20 protein-coding genes are annotated in these 19,913 nt (G+C 57.5%); 14 read left to right on the top strand and 6 right to left on the bottom strand.

Translation table 11 applies throughout. The annotated features are described in order from the left end of the window. Nucleotides 1–109 precede the first annotated feature (109 nt). The gene (locus tag ETAA8_RS18975; protein ID WP_145091800.1) at nucleotides 110–1,342 is read right to left on the bottom strand and encodes a hypothetical protein; all 1,233 of its coding nucleotides are present in this window, start codon (nucleotides 1,340–1,342) and stop codon (nucleotides 110–112) included. 126 nt (nucleotides 1,343–1,468) lie between these two features. On the opposite strand from ETAA8_RS18975, the gene ETAA8_RS18970 reads away from it, so the two are divergent. From ETAA8_RS18970 to ETAA8_RS18925, 10 genes are all read left to right on the top strand, one after another. After that, a complete protein-coding gene (locus tag ETAA8_RS18970) occupies nucleotides 1,469–1,669 on the top strand; it encodes a hypothetical protein (protein ID WP_145091798.1) in 201 nt (66 codons plus the stop codon). Nucleotides 1,670–1,702: 33 nt separating this feature from the next. After that, the gene (locus ETAA8_RS18965) at nucleotides 1,703–2,194 is read left to right on the top strand and encodes a DUF2924 domain-containing protein (RefSeq protein WP_145091795.1); all 492 of its coding nucleotides are present in this window, start codon (nucleotides 1,703–1,705) and stop codon (nucleotides 2,192–2,194) included. Continuing rightward, nucleotides 2,191–3,747 carry a recombinase family protein gene (locus ETAA8_RS18960; RefSeq protein WP_145091792.1) on the top strand — a complete coding sequence of 519 codons (1,557 nt, stop codon included), beginning with the start codon at nucleotides 2,191–2,193 and terminating at the stop codon, nucleotides 3,745–3,747. The genes ETAA8_RS18965 and ETAA8_RS18960 overlap by 4 nt, the downstream gene beginning before the upstream one ends. Further along, nucleotides 3,744–4,118 carry a hypothetical protein gene (locus ETAA8_RS18955; RefSeq protein ID WP_145091789.1) on the top strand — a complete coding sequence of 125 codons (375 nt, stop codon included), beginning with the start codon at nucleotides 3,744–3,746 and terminating at the stop codon, nucleotides 4,116–4,118. The genes ETAA8_RS18960 and ETAA8_RS18955 overlap by 4 nt, the downstream gene beginning before the upstream one ends. A gap of 95 nt (nucleotides 4,119–4,213) precedes the next feature. Continuing rightward, nucleotides 4,214–5,488, top strand: coding sequence for a C39 family peptidase (locus ETAA8_RS18950; RefSeq protein WP_202921085.1), 1,275 nt, complete (start codon nucleotides 4,214–4,216; stop codon nucleotides 5,486–5,488). 12 nt (nucleotides 5,489–5,500) lie between these two features. Beyond that, on the top strand, nucleotides 5,501–7,048 hold the full coding sequence (locus ETAA8_RS18945) for a sulfatase family protein (protein WP_145091782.1): 1,548 nt from the start codon (nucleotides 5,501–5,503) through the stop codon (nucleotides 7,046–7,048). Nucleotides 7,049–7,060: 12 nt separating this feature from the next. Further along, nucleotides 7,061–8,299: a sialate O-acetylesterase gene (locus ETAA8_RS18940; protein ID WP_238397423.1), complete on the top strand. Its 1,239-nt coding sequence runs from the start codon at nucleotides 7,061–7,063 to the stop codon at nucleotides 8,297–8,299. Between the two features lie 73 nt (nucleotides 8,300–8,372). Next, entirely contained in the window at nucleotides 8,373–9,038 is a 666-nt protein-coding gene (locus tag ETAA8_RS18935; RefSeq protein ID WP_202921084.1) for an SGNH/GDSL hydrolase family protein, read from the top strand. A gap of 59 nt (nucleotides 9,039–9,097) precedes the next feature. Beyond that, nucleotides 9,098–9,991 carry an alpha/beta hydrolase gene (locus ETAA8_RS18930; RefSeq protein ID WP_145091775.1) on the top strand — a complete coding sequence of 298 codons (894 nt, stop codon included), beginning with the start codon at nucleotides 9,098–9,100 and terminating at the stop codon, nucleotides 9,989–9,991. Nucleotides 9,992–10,055: 64 nt separating this feature from the next. Next, a complete protein-coding gene (locus ETAA8_RS18925; RefSeq protein ID WP_145091773.1) occupies nucleotides 10,056–10,490 on the top strand; it encodes a zinc ribbon domain-containing protein in 435 nt (144 codons plus the stop codon). Nucleotides 10,491–10,631: 141 nt separating this feature from the next. On the opposite strand, the gene ETAA8_RS18920 is transcribed toward ETAA8_RS18925, so the two are convergent. From ETAA8_RS18920 to ETAA8_RS18900, 5 genes are all read right to left on the bottom strand, one after another. After that, entirely contained in the window at nucleotides 10,632–11,132 is a 501-nt protein-coding gene (locus ETAA8_RS18920) for a hypothetical protein (RefSeq protein WP_202921083.1), read from the bottom strand. 349 nt (nucleotides 11,133–11,481) lie between these two features. Beyond that, nucleotides 11,482–11,940: a hypothetical protein gene (locus ETAA8_RS18915; RefSeq protein WP_145091768.1), complete on the bottom strand. Its 459-nt coding sequence runs from the start codon at nucleotides 11,938–11,940 to the stop codon at nucleotides 11,482–11,484. A gap of 435 nt (nucleotides 11,941–12,375) precedes the next feature. Beyond that, on the bottom strand, nucleotides 12,376–12,699 hold the full coding sequence (locus ETAA8_RS18910; protein WP_145091765.1) for a hypothetical protein: 324 nt from the start codon (nucleotides 12,697–12,699) through the stop codon (nucleotides 12,376–12,378). A 236-nt stretch (nucleotides 12,700–12,935) separates the two neighbouring features. Next, the gene (locus ETAA8_RS18905; protein ID WP_145091762.1) at nucleotides 12,936–14,075 is read right to left on the bottom strand and encodes a hypothetical protein; all 1,140 of its coding nucleotides are present in this window, start codon (nucleotides 14,073–14,075) and stop codon (nucleotides 12,936–12,938) included. A gap of 518 nt (nucleotides 14,076–14,593) precedes the next feature. Then, nucleotides 14,594–14,929 (bottom strand): transposase, encoded by a 336-nt coding sequence (locus ETAA8_RS18900; protein ID WP_145091760.1) that lies wholly within the window; start codon nucleotides 14,927–14,929, stop codon nucleotides 14,594–14,596. Between the two features lie 1,017 nt (nucleotides 14,930–15,946). On the opposite strand from ETAA8_RS18900, the gene ETAA8_RS18895 reads away from it, so the two are divergent. The 4 genes from ETAA8_RS18895 (at nucleotide 15,947) to ETAA8_RS18880 (ending at nucleotide 19,415) form a co-directional block, all read left to right on the top strand. Then, nucleotides 15,947–16,366 carry a hypothetical protein gene (locus ETAA8_RS18895; protein WP_145091757.1) on the top strand — a complete coding sequence of 140 codons (420 nt, stop codon included), beginning with the start codon at nucleotides 15,947–15,949 and terminating at the stop codon, nucleotides 16,364–16,366. Nucleotides 16,367–16,517: 151 nt separating this feature from the next. Beyond that, the gene (locus tag ETAA8_RS18890) at nucleotides 16,518–17,570 is read left to right on the top strand and encodes an integrase core domain-containing protein (protein WP_202921082.1); all 1,053 of its coding nucleotides are present in this window, start codon (nucleotides 16,518–16,520) and stop codon (nucleotides 17,568–17,570) included. A 359-nt stretch (nucleotides 17,571–17,929) separates the two neighbouring features. Beyond that, nucleotides 17,930–18,253 (top strand): hypothetical protein, encoded by a 324-nt coding sequence (locus tag ETAA8_RS18885; RefSeq protein ID WP_145091751.1) that lies wholly within the window; start codon nucleotides 17,930–17,932, stop codon nucleotides 18,251–18,253. A 373-nt stretch (nucleotides 18,254–18,626) separates the two neighbouring features. After that, entirely contained in the window at nucleotides 18,627–19,415 is a 789-nt protein-coding gene (locus tag ETAA8_RS18880) for a hypothetical protein (RefSeq protein WP_145091748.1), read from the top strand. Nucleotides 19,416–19,913 lie beyond the last annotated feature (498 nt).

Here is a 19,913-nt window from a genome sequence, read left to right as displayed (position 1 = left end):
GACTCCGGGGAAGAAAGGAAGACCTTTCTTTTCCCCGGCGCACGTGCGCGTGGAGCACCGAAAACCATGCGCACATCCCGGTGCAGTAACGACTTACGACGCGCACAAATTACTTGTTTTCTGGCTCTTCATCGTCATCGTTCGCTTTACCTTTTCCCTGCTTTTTCCCCATGTCTATTTTGCTGGGATCCATCGGTTTAGACCGCTTCTGTCGAGCTGGGAGCGGCGGCAAAACATTCCCCGCTTCAAGCCAATCTGATACCCGCTTGATCATCTTTGTAACCGTACCGCGGACACGAATAATCTTGTGGACCTTGGCCAGGGTCTCCGTTACCACATCGTGCGTGGCACCCGTAGCTGCCCAGACACGGTAGGCCGTGAAGTCATCCTTACTGGGCTCCTTTAAAACGCGGCGCGGTGCAGGTGGAGGCGTCGGTGCGGGTGCATTTGCCTTTTCAATCCAATAGTTGACCGCTTTTTGCAATTCGCCAACTGCAATTTCGAGATCTGGAAGGAGCGCGTCCACTTCACCGGGAAATGCTTCGGCTTCCGCGGCAGTAGGCAGATCGGGATCCGCAAGCGGCACCCAAAACGCGCTGTTCTTCCCGATCACCGGTTTGAGTAGTTCTGACAATCTATCAATCGCGAATCGCACACCGGTTGCGTCTTTCAGTTCTGGCAATTCTGTAACCCGGAAGCTCGCGGGCGGAACCGTGTCTCGATCCCCCACCCATTTCTCCGGATCGACGTAGTACCTTTTGTTAAGTTGGGACTCGAGGAAAAGTAGACACTGTTCGTCGTGCTCACAGCGTTTGAATCCACGCCGAACGACCAACAAGAATTCGACAGCAAAGTAGAGAAGTTCCTGCAGCACTACCTTGACCAGCAATGGTTTATCAGGCTTCGTGATGCGCCGACCCTCGAATCGATCGTTTCGAGCGCACCAATGTGACAGCGGTCGCGGCGGAAGCTCCGGCTTGGGCTTCATTGCCTCAGCGCGTGCATTCCGTAGGTCCTCTGGCAAGGCCTCCTGCCATTCAATCAGAACTCCGGCCGCATAAAGCGGGTGAACAACTTGGGGCTGGCCATGGAACTCGCCAAAGCCAACTTCGGAATGTGACCACATCCAACCCTTACCGTCCCATCTGTGAACTTGGTATTTCACCTGCAGATAGCGGCCGTCTTTGAGGTGGTAAAGTGCCGAATAGTGATTGCCTGCCGCGCGATAAGCGCTTTGCTCTAGTCGAAGCCACCTTTGATCAGCTTCCGTCGCCAGATCGACAAACGTCCCGTCATTGAGCGGTAACGGAATTGTCTCAAAGTGAAACTTTGGCTCCGCCATGATCGTGAATTCCGCTGACACACTTTTCCTCTCGCCGCAGTACTTAGTTAACCAGAGGGTCACCTAGCGCGGCAATCACTTGTCGGGGTGAAATCCCGACTAGTCCGGATTCTGCACGGAGGCCACATGCTCTTCGACCGACCCCACGATCTCACGCCCGACCAGCGTCGTCTCGAAGTCGCCCAACTTCTCGCCCGCGGATTGCTTCGCCTGAGACAACGGCGCCGCCTATCTGGCAATCCGATGCCAGACAACATTCCTCTCGAATCTTCGGCCGAGGGCCTTGAGGTTCCCGCGGAAACCGTGCTCAGTGTCCACACCGGTTAACGGTCCCGAGAGTGCCTGAACCAAGGAGCACACATGCTGAACATTGACAAAGAGGTCGCCGCGATGGAGCGGATGACCGTTGATCAACTGCGGACCAAGTATGCCGACGTCTTCGGCGAACAAACCAACGGTCGGCACAAAGAGTGGCTGATCAAGCGGATCGCCTGGCGAATGCAGGCCAACGCCGAGGGCGATCTATCGGAGCGAGCTCGCCGCCGCGCCGCAGAATTGGCCAACGATGCCGACCTGCGCGTCACAGCGCCGCGCAAGCCGAAAGTGACGCCAGACGCGGAAGCACTGACAACGACCGTTGCCGCAAAGATCGGCGTCAGCACCGAGTTGTTGCCCGGCACCATGCTCAAGCGTGAGTACAAGGGTCGAACGATCCGCGTGATCGTGCTGGACGAGGGTTTTGAGTGTGAAGGTGAGCGCCACAAGTCGCTCACTGCGGTGGCGAAGAAGATTACCGGCAAGCACTGGAACGGATTTCACTTCTTCGGACTGCGGAATGGGGGTGACCGATGAGCCGCACCAAAGAGAAACCGTCTCGCCCCAAGACCATTCGCTGTGCGATCTACACCCGCAAGTCGACGGAAGAAGGTCTGCAGCAAGAGTTCAACTCGCTGGACGCCCAGCGCGAGGCAGGTGAGGCGTACATCAAGAGCCAGCAGCACGAAGGCTGGGTCGGCGTGCCGACCCAATATGACGATGGCGGATATACCGGCGCCAACATGGATCGGCCAGCGCTTCGTCGCCTCATGGCGGATATTGAAGCAGGCAAAGTCGATTGCGTAGTCGTTTACAAGGTTGATCGACTCAGCCGCAGCTTGTTGGATTTCGGGAAGATCATCGAGGCGTTCGAGAAGCACAAAGTCTCGTTCGTCAGCGTGACCCAGGCGTTCAACACGGCCACGTCCATGGGCCGCTTGATCCTGAACGTGCTCCTGTCGTTCGCACAGTTCGAACGGGAAATGATCAGCGAACGCACTCGCGATAAGATCGCTGCAGCCCGGCGCAGGGGAAAGTGGGCGGGAGGGATGCCGGTGCTTGGCTACAACGTGGCGAACACGAAGCTCGTTGTGGATCCGGGCGAAGCTCTGAAGGTTCGCCAGATCTTCGAGTTGTACCTGGAACACCAGTCCATGCTCGCGGTCGCCAAGGAACTCGAGTCCCGCGGCTGGCAAACAAAGAGCTGGACCACCGGTAAAGGGACGGTGCGAGGTGGGCGCTCGTTCGACAAAGCCTCTGTCTACCAGCTGCTGACGAACGTCACCTACATTGGCAAGATCCGCTACAAGGACGAAGTTCATCGTGGCGAGCATCAGCCGATTGTGGACGATGCCGTCTTCGAACGGGCCAAATCGCTGCTGGAGAAGAATGGTCGCACTGGTGGCCGGGGCGTTCGCAATAAGCAAGGTGCTCTCTTGCGGGGATTGCTGTACTGCGGAAGCTGCCAGTGCGGGATGAGCCATTCCTACTCGGTGAAGGACAATCGCAACTACCGCTACTACGTTTGCAACCGAGCTCAGAAGCGCGGCTGGAAGGTCTGTCCCTCGCCGTCGATTGCCGCCGCGGAGATTGAGCGCTTGGTGGTCAACGAGATCAAGTGCATCGGGCGCGATCCGCAACTGATCCGAGAAACGCTGGAGCAGTCCCGGCAACTGGCCGACGCACAGTCCCGAGAACTGCATGCAGAACGTTCTGAGTTGCTGAACGATTTACGGAGGGGCCACGCTGAGCTAGCGCAATTGGCGGCGACGGCCCGCCCCAGCGACGCACGATTCGCGAACACCCACGAACGCATTCAGTCCGCCGAGCAAAGGTTGTCGACAATCGACGGCGAACTGGCGGCGCTCGATCAAAGACCGGTCCATCCGGACGAGGTCGCAGATGCCCTCGCAGATTTCGAATCCTTGTGGGATTGCCTCGCCCCGCATGAACAGGCTCGCATCATTGAACTCCTGGTCGAACGGGTGGCCTACGACAGCGATGGAGGAAACATCTCGATCACTTTCCGGCCAAGCGGCATTCAGACGCTCGGGACTGAGTTCACGAAACGAAAGGACGATGCAGCATGATCAGGAACGTGAGTTTTCGGAAAAAGCCGACTAAGCGCAAGTGTGACGTGCCTCACATTACCAATGCGCCTCTTCGTGTTCCTCGTGTTGCCAAGCTCATGGCCCTCGCCATTCGCCTCGACCAACTGATCCGCGACGGCGTAGCGAGCGACCAAGCAGAGTTGGCGCAGCTCGGGCATGTATCACGGGCGCGGCTCACGCAGATCATGAACTTGCTCTGTCTGGCGCCAGATCTGCAGGAGGAACTTCTGTTGCTACCGGCTGTCGGACGAGGTCGTGCGCCTCTTGCGGAGAAGCTTCTGAGGCCGATCGCGGCAACGCCGTGCTGGAGAAAGCAACGGCGGATGTGGAAGGAGTTGCGTGCTGCGTGACAGATGACAAATAGATAGAGCCCGGCGTTGTTGATAGAATAGGAACATTTCCCTGCTTGGATCGACTCCTGATCCAGTGCATGCGGAGATTTCCCGTGATCTCGACAACGATGAAACCCGTTTTTACCCTCCTCGTGATGCTGTTGGCCACCCTGGTGACTGCGGCGGAGCCGTCCTTGGAGCATCTGCAAGAACAGGCTCAGCAGGGCCATCCCGCAGCGCAGCTTTCATTGGCGATCCGATACCGCGATGCCAAGGGTGTTGCCAAGGACGATGCGGCAGCGATGCAGTGGGCGCACCGAGCGGCAGACCAAGGGCACGCGGATGCGCTGGATTTCGTCGGCTTTGCTTATTTGCGCGGCGCGGTGGTGAAGCGCAGGCCGGAGGTTGCTTTCGGCTACTTCAAGGCGGCAGCAGAACAATCGGAGCAGGCGGCCTTTAACCTCGGTCAGTGCTACTACGGCGCCCAGGGCACGGAACAGGATTGCGCCAAGGCGCTCGACTGGTGGAAAAAGGCCGCTGCCAAAGGCCACGGACGCGCGGCGTCAACGGCGGCGATGGCACTGCTTTCCGGCGAAGGCGTCGCGCCCGATGCGGCGGAGGCGCGTCGGCTCGCCGAGCGCGCGGCGGAGTTGAATGACCCGTGCGGTCTCATCGTGCTCGGCGAAATGCAATTTCAGGCCGTCGAACTCGACGCGGCAAAAGCGAATTGGACCAAAGCCGCACAACTTCACCCAACAAAAGCCACGGGGCATCCGGCCCAGCCGTCTGGCAACGCCTCCGCGCAGCAGGGTGCTGACCTCCTTAAGCTCATCGAATACCGGCAGCGTAAAGCCGAGCCGGGCAAGTTCGCGTTCGTGCACATGCCGCACATTCACCAAGGCTACAACAACTGCGGCTCAACGGCATGCGCCACCTTCGCGCGCTTTCAGGGCGGGAAAATCAGCGGCTGGGATTTCAAAAAACTCTGCCCGTCACCGCTCGGCACTGGCACCGACTGGTGGCACTTGCTGGATGCCTCGGCAAAAATCGGACAACATTGGAAGCTGATCACTTTCACGCCCGACGACGCCGGCTTTGATGAAGCCACAGCCATGCTGAAACGCGAACTCGATGCAGGCCGGCCTGTTGTTGTGGACTTCAAATACATTGGCCCGCAATACTCCGGCGGCTTCGCGGGCCACACGCTGAGCGTCTGTGGCTACATCGCTGCAGAGAATCTCTACATCCTCTGCAATCCCGCTGTCGCCACCCCCGGCCTCCAACTCATCACCTCCGACGACCTGAAGGACTTTTGGCGATCGGACTACTACGGCGCACGCGCCAAAGCCGTCCTTTCGCGCCCTGCCTTCGTCATCGAAAGCCGTTGAGACTACAGAGCCATGAAATACATCCTCAACGTGCTTTGCGTCCTCTGCTCCCTTTGCGGTGTCTCCCTCGCCGCTGACAAGCCGAACATACTCCTCATCCTCGCCGATGACCTCGGCTTTGGCGATGTGCGTTGCTACAACGACCAGTCCAAGGTCGCCACGCCGCACATTGACGGTCTTGCGCGCGACGGGATGCAATTCACCGATGCTCATAGTCCCTGCACGGTTTGCACGCCGACGCGCTACAGTCTGATGACGGGACAGATGGCCTTCCGCGTGCCGAATGGCGGGACGGTCTTTACCGGTGTCGGTGGGCCTTCGCTGATCGCGCCGGGGCGGCTGACGCTGCCGAAGCTGCTGCGTGACAACGGCTATGCGACCGCATGCGTCGGCAAGTGGCATGTCGGGATGACGTTCTTCGACAAGGCCGATCATCCGGTGCGCGGCAACGGCGTCGAGGCGGTGCGGCAAGTCGATTTCTCGCGCCGCATCGAAGGGGGGCCTGTCGATCATGGCTTTCAATCGTTCTTCGGAACGGCGTGCTGCCCGACAACCGACTGGCTGTATGCATTCATCGAAAACGACCGCGTGCCGGTGCCACCGACGGAGGGCCTTGATAAGTCGAAGCTACCGAAGCATGCCTATGCGAACGATTGCCGCGCTGGTCTCATCGCGCCGGACTTCCCGATGGAGGAAGTGGACCTCGTCTTTCTGAAGAAGAGCCGAAAGTTCCTGGAGCAGCACATTCGCCAGTCGCCGGGTAAGCCGTTCTTCCTTTTTCATTCCGCGCAGGCCGTGCATCTGCCGTCGTTCGCCGCGCCGCAGTTCCAGGGCAAAACAAAGGCTGGCCCGCATGGCGACTTCCTCCACCAGCTCGACTGGGTTATCGGCGAACTGATGACCACGCTGGAAAAACTCGGCGTCGCCGACAACACGCTGATCATCTTCACCAGTGACAACGGCCCTGAGACAACCAGCGTCATCCACATGCGTGCCGATCATCAGCACGATGGTGCGCGACCGTGGCGCGGCGTAAAGCGCGACGGTTGGGAAGGTGGCCATCGCGTTCCGTTTCTCGTCCGCTGGCCCGGCAAGGTGAAACCCGGCACCACGAGCTCGCAACTCACCAGTCTCACGGACGTCATGGCGACAGTCGCCGCTATCGTTGATGTGAAGCTGCCAGAGAACGCAGCAGAAGACAGTTTCAGTTTACTGCCCGCTTTACTCGGCCAGATCGACGCGCCTATCCGCCCCTATCTGCTCCAGCAGGCCTTCAGTGGACAACGCACGCTCTCGATCCGTCGCGGAGATTGGAAGTATCTCGATCACACCGGCTCCGGCGGCAATCGCTACGAGAACAACCCCGGCCTCAAGCCGTTCATCATCCCGGACGCTGTTCCCGAAGCGACTGGCCAGCTCTACAACCTCGCAACCGACCCCGGTGAAACGAAGAACCAATTTGCCGCACAACCCGAGATCGTCGCCGAACTGAAAGCACTTCTCGAACAATCCAAGTCGAGTGGCCGAAGCCGCCCGCATCAACACAGAACCAGGAACTGAATCATGAGACGAATGCCAAACCTGTTTTGTTCGCTACTTGCCATACTTTTTGTGACGGCGATTTCGGATGCTGCGGAATCGAAGCCGTTGAAGGTCTTCATCCTCGCCGGGCAGTCGAACATGGAGGGTCACGCGAAGGTTGAGGCCTTCGATTACATTGGCGACGACCAGGCGACAACGCCGCTCTTGAAAATGATGCGTGGAGCGGACGGAAATCCGGCCGTTTGCGATCATGTCTGGATTTCCTATCTCACCGGCAGGTATGACGGCAGCGCCAATGGCGAGGGAATCGGCAAGCTCACCGCAGGCTTCGGCGCGCGAGGCGATAAGCCGACGGAGGACGGCGGGAAAATCGGCCCGGAATTTACCTTTGGCCTCACGATGGACGCCGCGCTCAAGCAACCTGTGCTCATCATCAAGACGGCGTGGGGCGGCAGGAGCCTGAACACCGAGTTTCGCCCGCCGAGCGCGGGGCCTTACGAGTTCAACGAGGCGCAGCTCGCACAAATGCAGAAACAGGGGAAGGACATCGCCGCTGAGAAAGCGTTGAAGGCAAAGGAGACCGGACGCTTCTACCGCTACGTGGTCGAGCATGTGAAATCAGTGCTCGCAGACCCGAAGCGCGTCTGCCCGGCTTATGACCCTGCGGCTGGCTACGAAATCTCGGGCTTCGTGTGGCTGCAAGGCTTCAACGACCTCGTGGACGGCAACACTTATCCGACAGGCCAGGACGGCAAGACGCGTGACTACACGAATTACAGCAAGTGGATGGCAGACTTCATCCGCGATGTACGCAAGGATTTGTCCGCGCCGAAAATGCCCTTCGTCATCGGCGTGCTCGGTGTTGGCGGCTTGAAGGCCAACGAAAGCACGATCGCCTTCCGCAAGGCGATGGCTGCGCCGACGGCGTTACCGGAGTTCAAAGGAAACGTTGCCGCCGTGGAGACCGCGCCGTTCTGGGCCGAGGAACTTGCGGCCATTGATGAAAAACGCGGCAAAATCAAAGCGATGGCCGCCACTCTCAAAAACAAAGGCAAGAATGGCCCGAACAAGGACGGCACCATGACCGACGCGCAGCAGAAGGAATATCTCAAGAAGTATGAAGCCGAAGTGATCTCGCCAGAGGAGGCCGCCAAGTGGACGCGCGGAGCCTCCAACGCTGGCTATCACTACCTCGGCTGCGCGAAGACGTTCGCGCTCATGGGCCAGGCGTTTGCGGAAGCGAACCTCGTGATGTTGAAAGACCAGTGATACCGATGATAAGTAGGGCTCCAAAAGCCAAGCAGAAGAGAAAATCAAAAGCCCAACAATGAAACCCAGAACCATGAAACTCTTTGCGCTGATTATCCCCTTAGTCCTCGCCGTTTTTTTGGCGGGGCCCGCCCATGCTCGAAAGCGCGGCCAGCCGGCTGGCGACCCGAAATTGCCACGCGTGCTGCTCATCGGCGACTCCATCTCCAAAGGCTACACACCCGAAGTGCAGAAGCTGCTGGCGGGCAAGGCCAACGTCCATCGCATCCCGACAAACGGCGGGCAGACGACCAAAGGTTTGGAGAATCTGAAGGCCTGGCTCGGTGACGGCAAATGGGATTTGATCCATTTCAACTGGGGTCTCCACGATCTCAAGTTCGGCACTGACGGCAAGAACTTTGTGTCTCCCGAAGACTACGAGAAAAACCTCCGCGAACTGGTCAGCCGACTTAAGGCCACCAACGCGAAGCTGATCTGGTGCGCCACAACGCCCGTGCCGGACGGCGACTTGAAACCCGGTCGCAAAAACAGCGATGTCCTCGCCTACAACGCCATCGCCAGAAAGATCATGGACGAACATGGCGTCGCGATTAACGAACTCTACGAGTTCGCACTGCCGCAATTGAAGGAGATCCAACTCTCCAATAACGTGCATTTTTTGCCGGAAGGTTCCGCCGTGCTGGCCAAACAAGTGGTTGCCAGCATTGAACCCGCGCTGCCGAAACCGACTACCCCGTGAGCCGCAAGCCCCAACACTCGCCAACGTAAATTCACTGGCAACAAACCCGAGGGACCACCATGAATGATCGTGAACAGAACCCAACTCCAATACTTCAACACCGATACCCTCGGAAATCCATCGTCTTTCTCGTGCTCTGCCTCGTCGCCGCGCCGCTTTTCGCTCGGTCTTCTTATCCTCCTATATTGAAAGACGCCCGCGTTGAGACGTACCGAAAGATCGGCTCCACCGAGCTGAAGCTTTGGATCTTCGGGGAATCGGACCCCAAGACGCCGAAGCCCGCGATTGTGTTCTTCTTTGGCGGTGGTTGGCATGGGGGTTCACCGGACCAGTTCGAGAAGCAGGCCCGGCATTTCGCCAATCGCGGCATGATTGCCATCACAGCCGACTACCGCGTGGAGTCCCGGCACAATGTGCAGGTGGTGGAATGCGTGAAAGACGCCAAGGCGGCCATCGCCTGGGTTCGGGAAAATGCTCAGCGTCTCGGCATTGATCCGGACAAGATTGCCGCCTCCGGAGGTTCCGCCGGTGGTCACCTCGCCGCCGCCACCGGCACGATCACTGGTTTGGGCAGCGACGAACGTCCCAACGCCATGATCCTCTTCAACCCCGCCACCACGCTCGCTCCCATCGCGGGCTGGCAACCCACAGGGGTCAGGCCTGGGAAGCTCAGCGTTAAACGATTTGGCGTGGAGGTAGAGGTGATCTCGCCGGCACATCACATCGGCGCGCACACGCCGCCGACCCTGATCCTTCATGGCAAGGAGGACACCACGGTTCCCTACGATTCCGTCGTCGCGTTCGAGAGTGCGATGAAGAAGGCAGAACGGCCGTGCAAACTGGTCGGCTACGACGGTGCGGAACACACCTTCTTTCGTCGCGCCGAGTATTACGACAAGACCCTCGCTGAAGCCGACAGCTTTCTCGTCGATCTCGGCTGGATTAAAAAGTAAAGTCCCATTTCAATACGGTCAGCGCACGCTTCCGGGCCTACACGAAGGAATTATCTCCCCCGCGGTGTTTGAGCAGATCCGACAGGCCATCGCCTCGCGGCGTTCGCGTCCTCCCGGCAGAACCACGGCAGCGATTGAGTGGCCGCTGCGCGGATTGCTGATCTGCGGATCGTGCGGACGGGGAATGAGCCCCAGTATTTCCGGCTACAAGACCTTGCGCTACCGATATTACCGCTGCCGATCACGAGCATTCGGCCGGCCGCCTTGCGAGGATGTGGGGATTTCTGCTTTCGAGATCGAGGAGTTCGTGCGTGACACACTGACCTCCGCAACGACCTCGCAGGAATTCATGTCAGTGTGGTCCCACCTCGACAAGCGTCAGCAAGTTAAAGCCTTGAAGAATGTTCTGAAGGAAGTCCGCTTCGATCCACAAGGGGAATCGATCAGCCTGACATTGCATACCGATGCTGTGGAACGGCTAAAACGGCACAGGAATTAGGCGGCGGTTTCGAGACCACCCACGGCTCGATGGTCCTAGGGCGGATGGTCTCGCATTTAGCCGACACCTGCGTTGTGGTTTGCCTCCAACACCGTTTAGAGAATCGCCGCCGCTCGAAAAACTGTGATCTCAAAATCCGCCTCATTCGCGGCTCCCCTTCACCGCCTCGGACGCTGCATCCTGACCTACGGTTTCGCGTTCGCGAGTCGCTCCCCTCCAGGCTCGGAAGAGCGGAACGGCGACGGCACCAAACGGGATCAAGACCAGCGGGCACAGCGAATAAGCACGAGGGACAACCTTGAGCGAAATGAGAGACATGGTTAACGCCGCCCCGCAGAGCAGGCCAATGAAACCGCCCACCAGTGCATCCGCGAGTACTGCGAGCGGTCGGAAGCCAAACAGGTAGTAGACACCCAACACCAGAAACGCGATGCCGAAGCCTGATACCAACGCGGTCGCTGTGCAGACCCACAGAAGTCTTCCTATGGGATCGGCTATGTCAACCAGTTGGGTGCCGGCGAGCAGGCCAACCATTGCCGCAGGGATGACGGCGAAGGTGGCGATCTTCCGAGCTGCCTGATATTCGGTCGGTCGACCATCTCGAGCCTCTAGCAACTCTCGCAAGTCCATCGGATGCGCCATGTGTGTACCCTCCGCCGAAATACTCATTGGCTTGCGCAGCCGCCAAGATAATTTGGGCCGCGAGCAAGTGAAGAACGCGATCTATCTTGAGTACATTAAGTGTGATGCGCGTTCAGCACGTCAATTGATAAGCAAACCAGGTCGACCAAAGCACTCCTGCGTGGGTTTGGGCAAGATTCCGAACCGGTTGCTTTCGGGGTGCGAGAGCAACCGGGTTGAAACCGGTTGGCCTTGTGAGCATGCATTCTCGATCCAACAGAAGCTTGCCCGCGGGCTCGGTCCACTCCAGCGTCTGGTTATACCGCGGACGGACCGACGCCACCTATTTGCTCCCGTACTACGCTCGCTATCAATCCCACCCAAATTTTAGCAATGGTCTTCCGCACTTTGGACATGGCGAGCGGAGTTTCCCAAGTTGGACGTTCGCAATGTGGCAGATCGGGCAGTAGACACCGTCGTTCGGAATGGAGATGGACTCCCGAATCCGTGACATTTTATCCGCTACTGCGTAGACCTCGTCAGCGGTGGCGTCTGCCGGAGGCAACCCGCTTGCCTCACCCTTGGGCGTCATCTTGTTCAGCGGGGATGTCGAGATCCACTCATCTGACTTGAGTCGCTCGTTGTCGCCAAAGGTCTCGGTGATGTCTAACTGGCTGTAGGAGATCTCGCCGGGAGGCATCACCTGTGTCGCTGGCATGATCTTCTTCGCCGGCGTCAGTTCGGCATCAGGCGATCGCCGCTTCGCAAGGATCACGACTACGATCGTTACGACGACTACGACGACGATGATTGCGATGGCGATTTTCATCTGCGGGATAACTACTTATTATCTTGCGCGGCGGTCAAGTTAACCTTAGCCGCGGTCAAGGAATCGAATCCGATCGATCTGAAGTACTAGCAATTCTTGCGCAGCGTGAGCCCAACTAAAAGGCTGCTGCAGAGGTTTGGGCAAAGTTCCGAACCGGTTTTGCCTTCGGGGTGCGAGAGCAAACCTAGTGTTTACTCCGTTGCGTCTGTTCAGCAGAAAGCTGAGTTCAGTCGAGGGAACGGACCTCAGTGCAGTGTGGGGTCTCCCGAGGTACGGAGTCATCCTCTCAACGCGCAAACAGGTTGGCAGCGTTTGGGCGTTACGTTACTTCAGATCGGATGCAAATAACTGGGGGAAAGATAGCTGCACAGTGATTGCTTGAACGTTGCATCCCACTTCGGCGAGGGACGCGATCAGCTCATGAATCGCCTGATTTTAGAAGTCCGCGGTGCTGTGTGTCACGACATTATGGAGTTTTATGCGCGAGTTCTCGCCACCCCACGTATGGGTGAATGCGATATGCCCGTTCTTGAATGAGGACAACGCGTTACGGCAATAAGGGTCTGAAGCAGAATCGCTAGGTGGTATTTCCGGCCAGCCCCCCTTTTTTGGATTGGGTGGCGAGAACTCGCGCACAAAAGTCCCAAATGTTGTGACGCGCAGCAGGGTCATCAGCAGCGCGATGCGGATATCGTCGGTGCTGGCGAGATAGTCGCGCAGCAGTTGCTGTTTCCACTCATTGAATAGGTGGCTGGCCATGGGACGAAACCTCTATCGGTTTCATTCAGCCCGGCATCACCAGCAGCAGAATGCTTCAGAATTTAATACCCGCTCCGGCATCACCAGCGAGTAGGTCAGCCGTTATGCACAGCTGTGTAAATTTTAGAAACTTCGATGAAACCAACTTCGCCGCTTCCTTTTGGGCGGCTTCATTGGGCAGGCATTCGTCGGTGAAAACTAGTTGCGACCTCTGCCATTCCTCAGACACCCTAGACTCACTTGGGCAACTTCTTCGGGCCAATGATGTGCAGTTCATCGTCCAGTTCTTCTAAATACCAGTAGCCGTTCAGATCGATGGCACAAGCGTTGGCCAGGCTGTAATTGGAACTTGTTGGTCGGTAATGCTTGTGATTCTGCTTGTTGATTTCCAACCAAGTTTTGGCATAGGCCATCCACTTCGAGTCGAGGTTCCCAATGATCGCTTTGCCCATCGCCGCGGCAACTGCGTGTCCACCATTGCTGTCGGCAGGCGCTCCATCTCGATAGCCCAGAATTGAATACAGGGGCCCCTCTTGATTCATGAGTAAGCGAGCCCATTTTTTACCAGTACCATCTTTGTCATCGCAATTCAGTACGCTGCAGCCATTGATGATCAGCACATCAACGTCTAGCGACTTGGGTCCGAGAATGGGATTGGTCACAGTCCAAGCCTGCAGCAACTCCTCGGGAGTCATAAAGTCATCGTGAAGGCCTTCACCCGGTCCACCATGGGTCACCAGATTTCCACCCAAACCGTGACCCGTGTAAAAGAAAACGTCAGCTGGGCTGCGCATAAAGCAATACGTGCTTCCGTCTTTCACTTTCAAGTGAGGTTGAGGAAGGACTTTTATTTCGAGAATCTCCACACCTCCAGCCAGCATTAATTGCTTGGCATCAGGCCGCCTCAGCCTGGCATCACCCGAGTTGTTCGACATTCGCAGGCTCTGCTGCGCCATTCCTCGATCGGCCCAATTGCCATACACCAGTTGGCTGCGAAACGCACCATCGGCGGTTGCTTTCATATCATCGCTGCTGTAACGAACGACCGTCGCAAATTCTCTGCGTCCCTCGGCCACGCCCAACATCGACCAAATCTGCCAGGGTACGTCAAAACGATAGTAGGAAGTGTAGGCATGCCGAGGAACATCGAGTACAGGCTTGCCGGACCACGACGCTTTGCCTGTCCCAGCCTGCGATGCTTCTTTGAACTCGAGCTGTACTTTGATCGAAGGCGGCAATTCATCTCCACCTGAAGCGTGCGCCTCCAACTCAATATTCAGCCCCACTCCATTCATCCCCACGATGTCGGTCGCTTTGTTAATACTCCCATTCCAATTCTGAACCTGCAGACTAGTTCTGGTGACAGTTACCGGCATCGCACACGCTCCGCAAGTTTCGAGTGGCAGGATCCAAATGGTGAGAGAATGTCGCTGGCTGGTCGCACAGACGAAGCTGCCTGTGGCATCGAGGGTCGAGCTCCGCCAATTTCAGTCGTTCGTGCTCGCCTTCCTCTAGCGGACACGCAATTATCTGGAGTCTTGATCGAGAGTTGCGTTAATAAAGAGACTACTCGCAGAATTTGAACATTCCATCATGAGTGGCGGGCGGAAGACTGTGCTTTTTTCACAGTAGCCAAACTGATTTGAACCACGATACATCCGCGTCATTAGTTGGCAGATTTCAGTTCCACCGTGCTGACAACCACAACATTTGGGAGTTTTCTGCGCGAGTTCTCGCCACTTTGGGTGCGGGAGGCCAAAAGATGTGCGAGTCCGGGCAAGAGAATCGCGGCTACACTCCTCGGAACGACGGCTTGTCCGCTGGCCGGAGCACCTTTCAAGCCGTTCGCGCGCACCGGTACCCAACTTCGCCCGATTCCATCGTTCGACCGGCGTCAGTTGCTGATGGCCACTGGTTCGCTGCAACTCTGGCAGCGGACGGCCCGATTGCCCGCCAGACGCGCTTGCCGAGCCGCGACTTTCGCAGCCGCGACTTTCGCAGCCGCGACTTTCGCAGCCGCGACTTTCGCAGCCGCCAACTGTTTGGAAATGTCTGCGCCCGTGCCGAAGTACATCTCGTCGGGTGTCTGGCCATGAAACGCGGCATGCAGGAGATGCTTGTTGTGCTGCTCGACGTAGAACGCGACGAGCTTTTGCACCGTTGCCCGGGTATCGAGCCTGTTCAGGTACAGCCACTGATGCTTGAGCACGCGCCACCAGGACTCGATCATCGCCCTCGGTGCGAGCCAGCCTCGCGCTGTAGATCGGGGTACTCCGCACCCGACTGCCGCCTCGATGTTCTTGCTGTTGCAAACCATCTCTCACAGGCGATGATCATACCGGCGCTGGGTCCGGGTGGTTGAGGTCATCCCTCAATAATCAACCCTGCTGTGTGTCACGACATTATGGAGTTTTATGCGCGAGTTCTCGCCACCCCACGTATGGGTGAATGCGATATGCCCGTTCTTGAATGAGGACAACGCGTTACGGCAATAAGGGTCTGAAGCAGAATCGCTAGGTGGTATTTCCGGCCAGCCCCCCTTTTTTGGATTGGGTGGCGAGAACTCGCGCACAAAAGTCCCAAATGTTGTGACGCGCAGCAGCGCACGATTCCAGTAGAATTTGGCGATGGCGTGCACAGTTCGCATGTTCCGAACCCTCAAGTGCAATAGCCCACAATTTCATGCGGTCCCTTCGGGTGCGTCCTGCGCGCAGTCCACGATGAACCGCTTGACGGCCTGCCGCAGTTGCTCCACGGGCCACACGGTTCGCCGAAGCAGACTAAAATCCTGCGGGGGTTTGGGTAAAGTTCCGAACCGGTTGCTTTCGGGGTGCGAGAGCAACCGGGTTGTTAACCCGTTGCGCCTGTTAACCAGAGAGCGCGAGAGTTTGGGCGAGAGGTCGAGCAAAATCGACGAGGGCCGAGGTTCTCGGGTTGGAAACAGAGAACTCTCACCGCGAGGCGAGTTGTCGCAAGTCGTTGCGGCGATTGCGGTAAACGACAAACGCCGAGAGATAGAACTCTCGGCGTTGTGCGTAAACCCAACGGTCGGCGGTATTTCCGCAAACCGGATTAGCTCCCCGTGCAGGTCCCCCGTCGGTCCAGAAACGGCCAAAAGCGACTTTGCATAAGTCGCGACTACCACACGGTTCGCGTCGATTATGCTCCAGTGCTGAAGGTCGGGAAACCGCCTGAAGAACAGCCCAAAACCGCTCGGAGACTGCGAACTCGCGTCCGGAAGGGCGAAGTGGTTAACGCGGTCAAGGTGGCTCGCAAGTACCAGACATTTCTCGAACGCCCTGAGGTCCTGGGTTACCAGCAGGCGGCGAAAAAGTTTGGCGTCAGCAAGCCAGTCATCAGCACATACCTGGCGATCCTCAACCGACTGCCCACTTCATTCGTCGAGTGGTTAGAGAATTGCCCGGACAAGTTGGTTGTGGCGTTCTTCAGTGAGCGGCGACTCCGGCCCGTCACGCGAATCGAGGGTGACCAAGAGAAGGTGAATGTGCTGCGTGCCCTCTTGAACCAGTGCCTGGGTGAGCTGGAAGAAGAAAACCAAGCGCTCGAACGACTCCGAGCCCTGCTGGAGACCGAAGTGACTCCATCTGATTCCGAAGACAGTTCCTTTCCACCTCCACGGGCATTTCGTGCCATCCAACTGGATTAACTGCTACAGGCCGACTGCCACTTGGAAGCGGCGGACGCTTCCGCACGACCTTGATCTTTCACGGGATTTCAGTGGGGTGCAAATAATAGATCACCCCTGTTTTCCAGCGTTCTGTGAGTCTACCACGATGAAGAACCTCTTTCAGCCCCTGTTGCTGCTGATCGCCGGCGCGACCCAGAAAGAGCTAGCCCGGCAGGTCCGCTACCTCAAAGTCGAGAACGAAATCCTGCGGAGCAAGCTGCCCTCCAGGGTCATCGTAACCGAGAAGGAGAAGAACCGGCTGGCGAAGTTTGCCGCCAAGCTCGGATCGGCGATCAACGAACTGGTGTCGATTGTTCATCCGGACACACTCCGTCGTTGGATTCGGGCGCTGAACCAGACCGTGAAGAAGACGGTCGCGAAGCGGGGCCGCCCCAAGACGAATGCCGAGATCCGCGAACTAATCCTGAAACTCGCCCGCGAAAACGACTGGGGCTACACCCGGATCATTGGGGAATTAAAGAAACTCGGCATCACGCCGCCGTCACGCAACACGATTAAGAACATCCTCAAGGAGCACGGTCTCGATCCGGGGCCGAAGCGAGGTGAGGGGACGTGGGACGAGTTCCTGACCCAGCACGCCAGGACGCTCTGGCAGTGTGACTTCTTCGCCAAGAGTGCATTGACAATGAAGGGGTTTCGGGATTTGTACGTGCTGGTGTTTCTGCACGTGGAAACACGGCGTGTGTGGATTTCCCCTTCGACATTTCATCCCGATGAGACGTGGGTGAAACAGCAGGCGGTCGCGTTCCTGGAACATTCCAAGCAGATCGAGCTGCCGCCCAAACTACTGATGCACGACCGGGACACGAAGTTTACGAAAGCGTTTGACGCGATCTTCGACGCGGCGGGGGCGGAAGGGAAACAGACGGCGTTTCGGTCCCCGAACACCAACGCTTACGTCGAGCGGTTCATCCAGACATTGCAGCAGGAAGTCCTGGATCACTTCGTCGTATTCGGTGAGCAGCACATGGACCATCTGGTGTCGGAAACCGTGGAGCATTACCACGAGGAAAGGCCGCACCAGTCGTTGGGGAATGAGCCACCGGTGAATCACCAGACGACGGAAACCACAGGCAGCGACACCGACGAGACCAAGCTGCGGATCGTCTGCCGCGAGCGACTGGGCGGGCGGCTCAAGCACTATGCTCTGAGGGCGGCTTGAGAGACTTACGCCTCGGCGGCTGTAGTCTTTTGCTCAAACTCTCCAGACAAAATCGCTTGGGATGGGACACCCCGCTCCCTGGTCGGGACTCTCCTACTAACTGCGCTCTCTGTTTTTCGTCTCAGATTGGGACGCGGTTTTGTGTTAAGCAGTTATGAGGAGAGTTCGGCCGGATACCCCAATCGCGAGATTTGAACTCGGGTTAACAGCTTCGAGAATGATTCGAAAGCCGTCTGTGAAGATGGGCTGTTAACCGTGGCACCAAGAGAATTTCTAGCGTCGCATGATCCCATCGCGCTCTCAGATGCGATTCAGCAACATCGATCCGGCACTTCCACCGAAAGCGATATACGTTTCAGATGGCCGATGGTGCCCCCGGGGTGCAAAAAAGAATGCACTCCCATCATTCGCTGCGTCAAATCCAGTGTAATTCGATGACCAACGTCTTTCAGTCCCTTTTGCTCGTGATCGCCGGCGCCACGCAGAAAGAACTGGCCCGTCAGGTCAAATACCTGAAGGTCGAGAACCAGATTCTCAGGTCGAAGTTGCCGAAACGCATCACGTTCACGCCGAAGGAACGGGTTCGTCAAGTGAAGTTTGCACAGAAGCTCGGTGGCAAGGTACTTCGACAGCTGACGCCAATCGTCGCGCGTCCACCATCTTGGGTTGGCTACATAAATTGAACCTCACGGCGGACTGCAGAATGCGTAGGCTGGAAACTTGAGTGAATTACGACGCGGGTGAGATATTCAAGGTTCGACTCTACCGACAGCGCGACCTGTTTTGCCACAACCGCTCACGAGGGAGTGACAAGTTCTGACCGCCGATGAGGTACTGCGTGGGGCACACGAAACGGAACGGATTTCTCGAGGTGCCCTCGTGCGCAAATCGCTTACTGGCAGGTTTTTCCTCTGGTTCATCCTAGCGATTAGCTTCGCCAGCCAGGCTAGCGGCCAAGATTGTGGCTGCTCACAACCACCGGGGTGTTGTGCAGATGAATGCGAATCAGGTGACTGCTGCACAGACTGCCTCTCGTGTTGTAACCGCTGGCTAGGATTGCTGCCCAGCGATCACTGCTTCGAACGGTTTGTCAGCCCGCTCTCGAATCCGTTCTACTTCGAAGACCCCCGGTCGCTAACCGAAGTACGGGGCATTTTTCTCGACAACAATCTGCCCGCGGCGATTGGCGGCGGCGATTTGCAAGTGGAAGCATTGCAGCTGCGCGGCCGACTCACCGAACGGTGGAGTGTCGTGATGGCGCGGCTGGCGAACATCAACGTCAATCAGCCGGGCGGACCCGCGGGATTACTCTCCGTCCCCATCGGCGTGAAGTACAACTTTGTGCGCGATGTGGAATGCCAACGGCTCCTGACGGTTGGCTTGACGTATTTCATTCCCGGGTCTGCCCAACCGCTTCCTCCTCCCGGCGGCGGTGACTTTCATATCTACTTGTCCGGCGGAACCCAGTTGGGCGACTGTGGGCACTGGCTGAGCGCAACCGGGCTGCGGTTGCCGGCGGACAATTTCCTAGGCACGCAGCTGTGGTATTGGTCAAACCAGTGGGATTACGAAGTCCGCGAAAACTGGTATGCGGTCGCTGGCGTGAACTGGTTTCACTACCTGAGCAACAGCGGCGCTGGCTTCACTGGTGACATCGGTGGTTTAGATTTGCTCAACTTACCGGCGGCGACCGTGGCCGGCAACGACTTCGTCACCGGAGTCGTTGGCGGCAAATGGAAGCCGACAGAACACTGGGAACTGGGGTTGGGCTATGAATTTCCGCTCACGGGCGCTGCCGATATTTTGCGCGACCGGTTGTATGTGGACGTGGTGTTGCGGTACTGAGCCATTGCCGATGGCACACTGAAAGAACGTTCTTCTCGCCTACTTCGTAGGCCTCCCTGGTCGGGACTCTCCTACTAACTGCGCTCTCTGTTTTTCGTCTCAGATTGGGCAAAGGGTTTCTCGTTGATTCAGATGATGAATTGCCAGGGATACACCCCATTCCTGCGCTAGCATTCTCAACTTATCAACTAAATCCTGATGCTCGCAGGTTGACTCTAGAACATCCCATAAATGGGTGTACTGCCCGGGGGTAAGCTTTGGCCGAAACCAACATTCAACCATGCTGCCCTGGTTGCAGTACGAGATCGCAGACAGTTAAGAAGTTGAATCCATGCGGTGAATGTACTCGATCCCTGGATCCCCCCCCGAAGCGACGCAAAGATGCCAACTAGCGTCCAGCCTCAGTTGGACGTGCAAACTGGGCCGAACCAGTGGCAAGTCGAGTCGGAGGGCATGTTTGCCTATGGCTATCCCAGCCTGGCCCAAGCCGAACTAACC

This window comes from Anatilimnocola aggregata, assembly GCF_007747655.1.
Taxonomy (GTDB): domain Bacteria; phylum Planctomycetota; class Planctomycetia; order Pirellulales; family Pirellulaceae; genus Anatilimnocola; species Anatilimnocola aggregata.
Note: the sequence above shows the minus strand (reverse complement) of the source record. Positions and strands in the feature narration are given on the sequence as shown.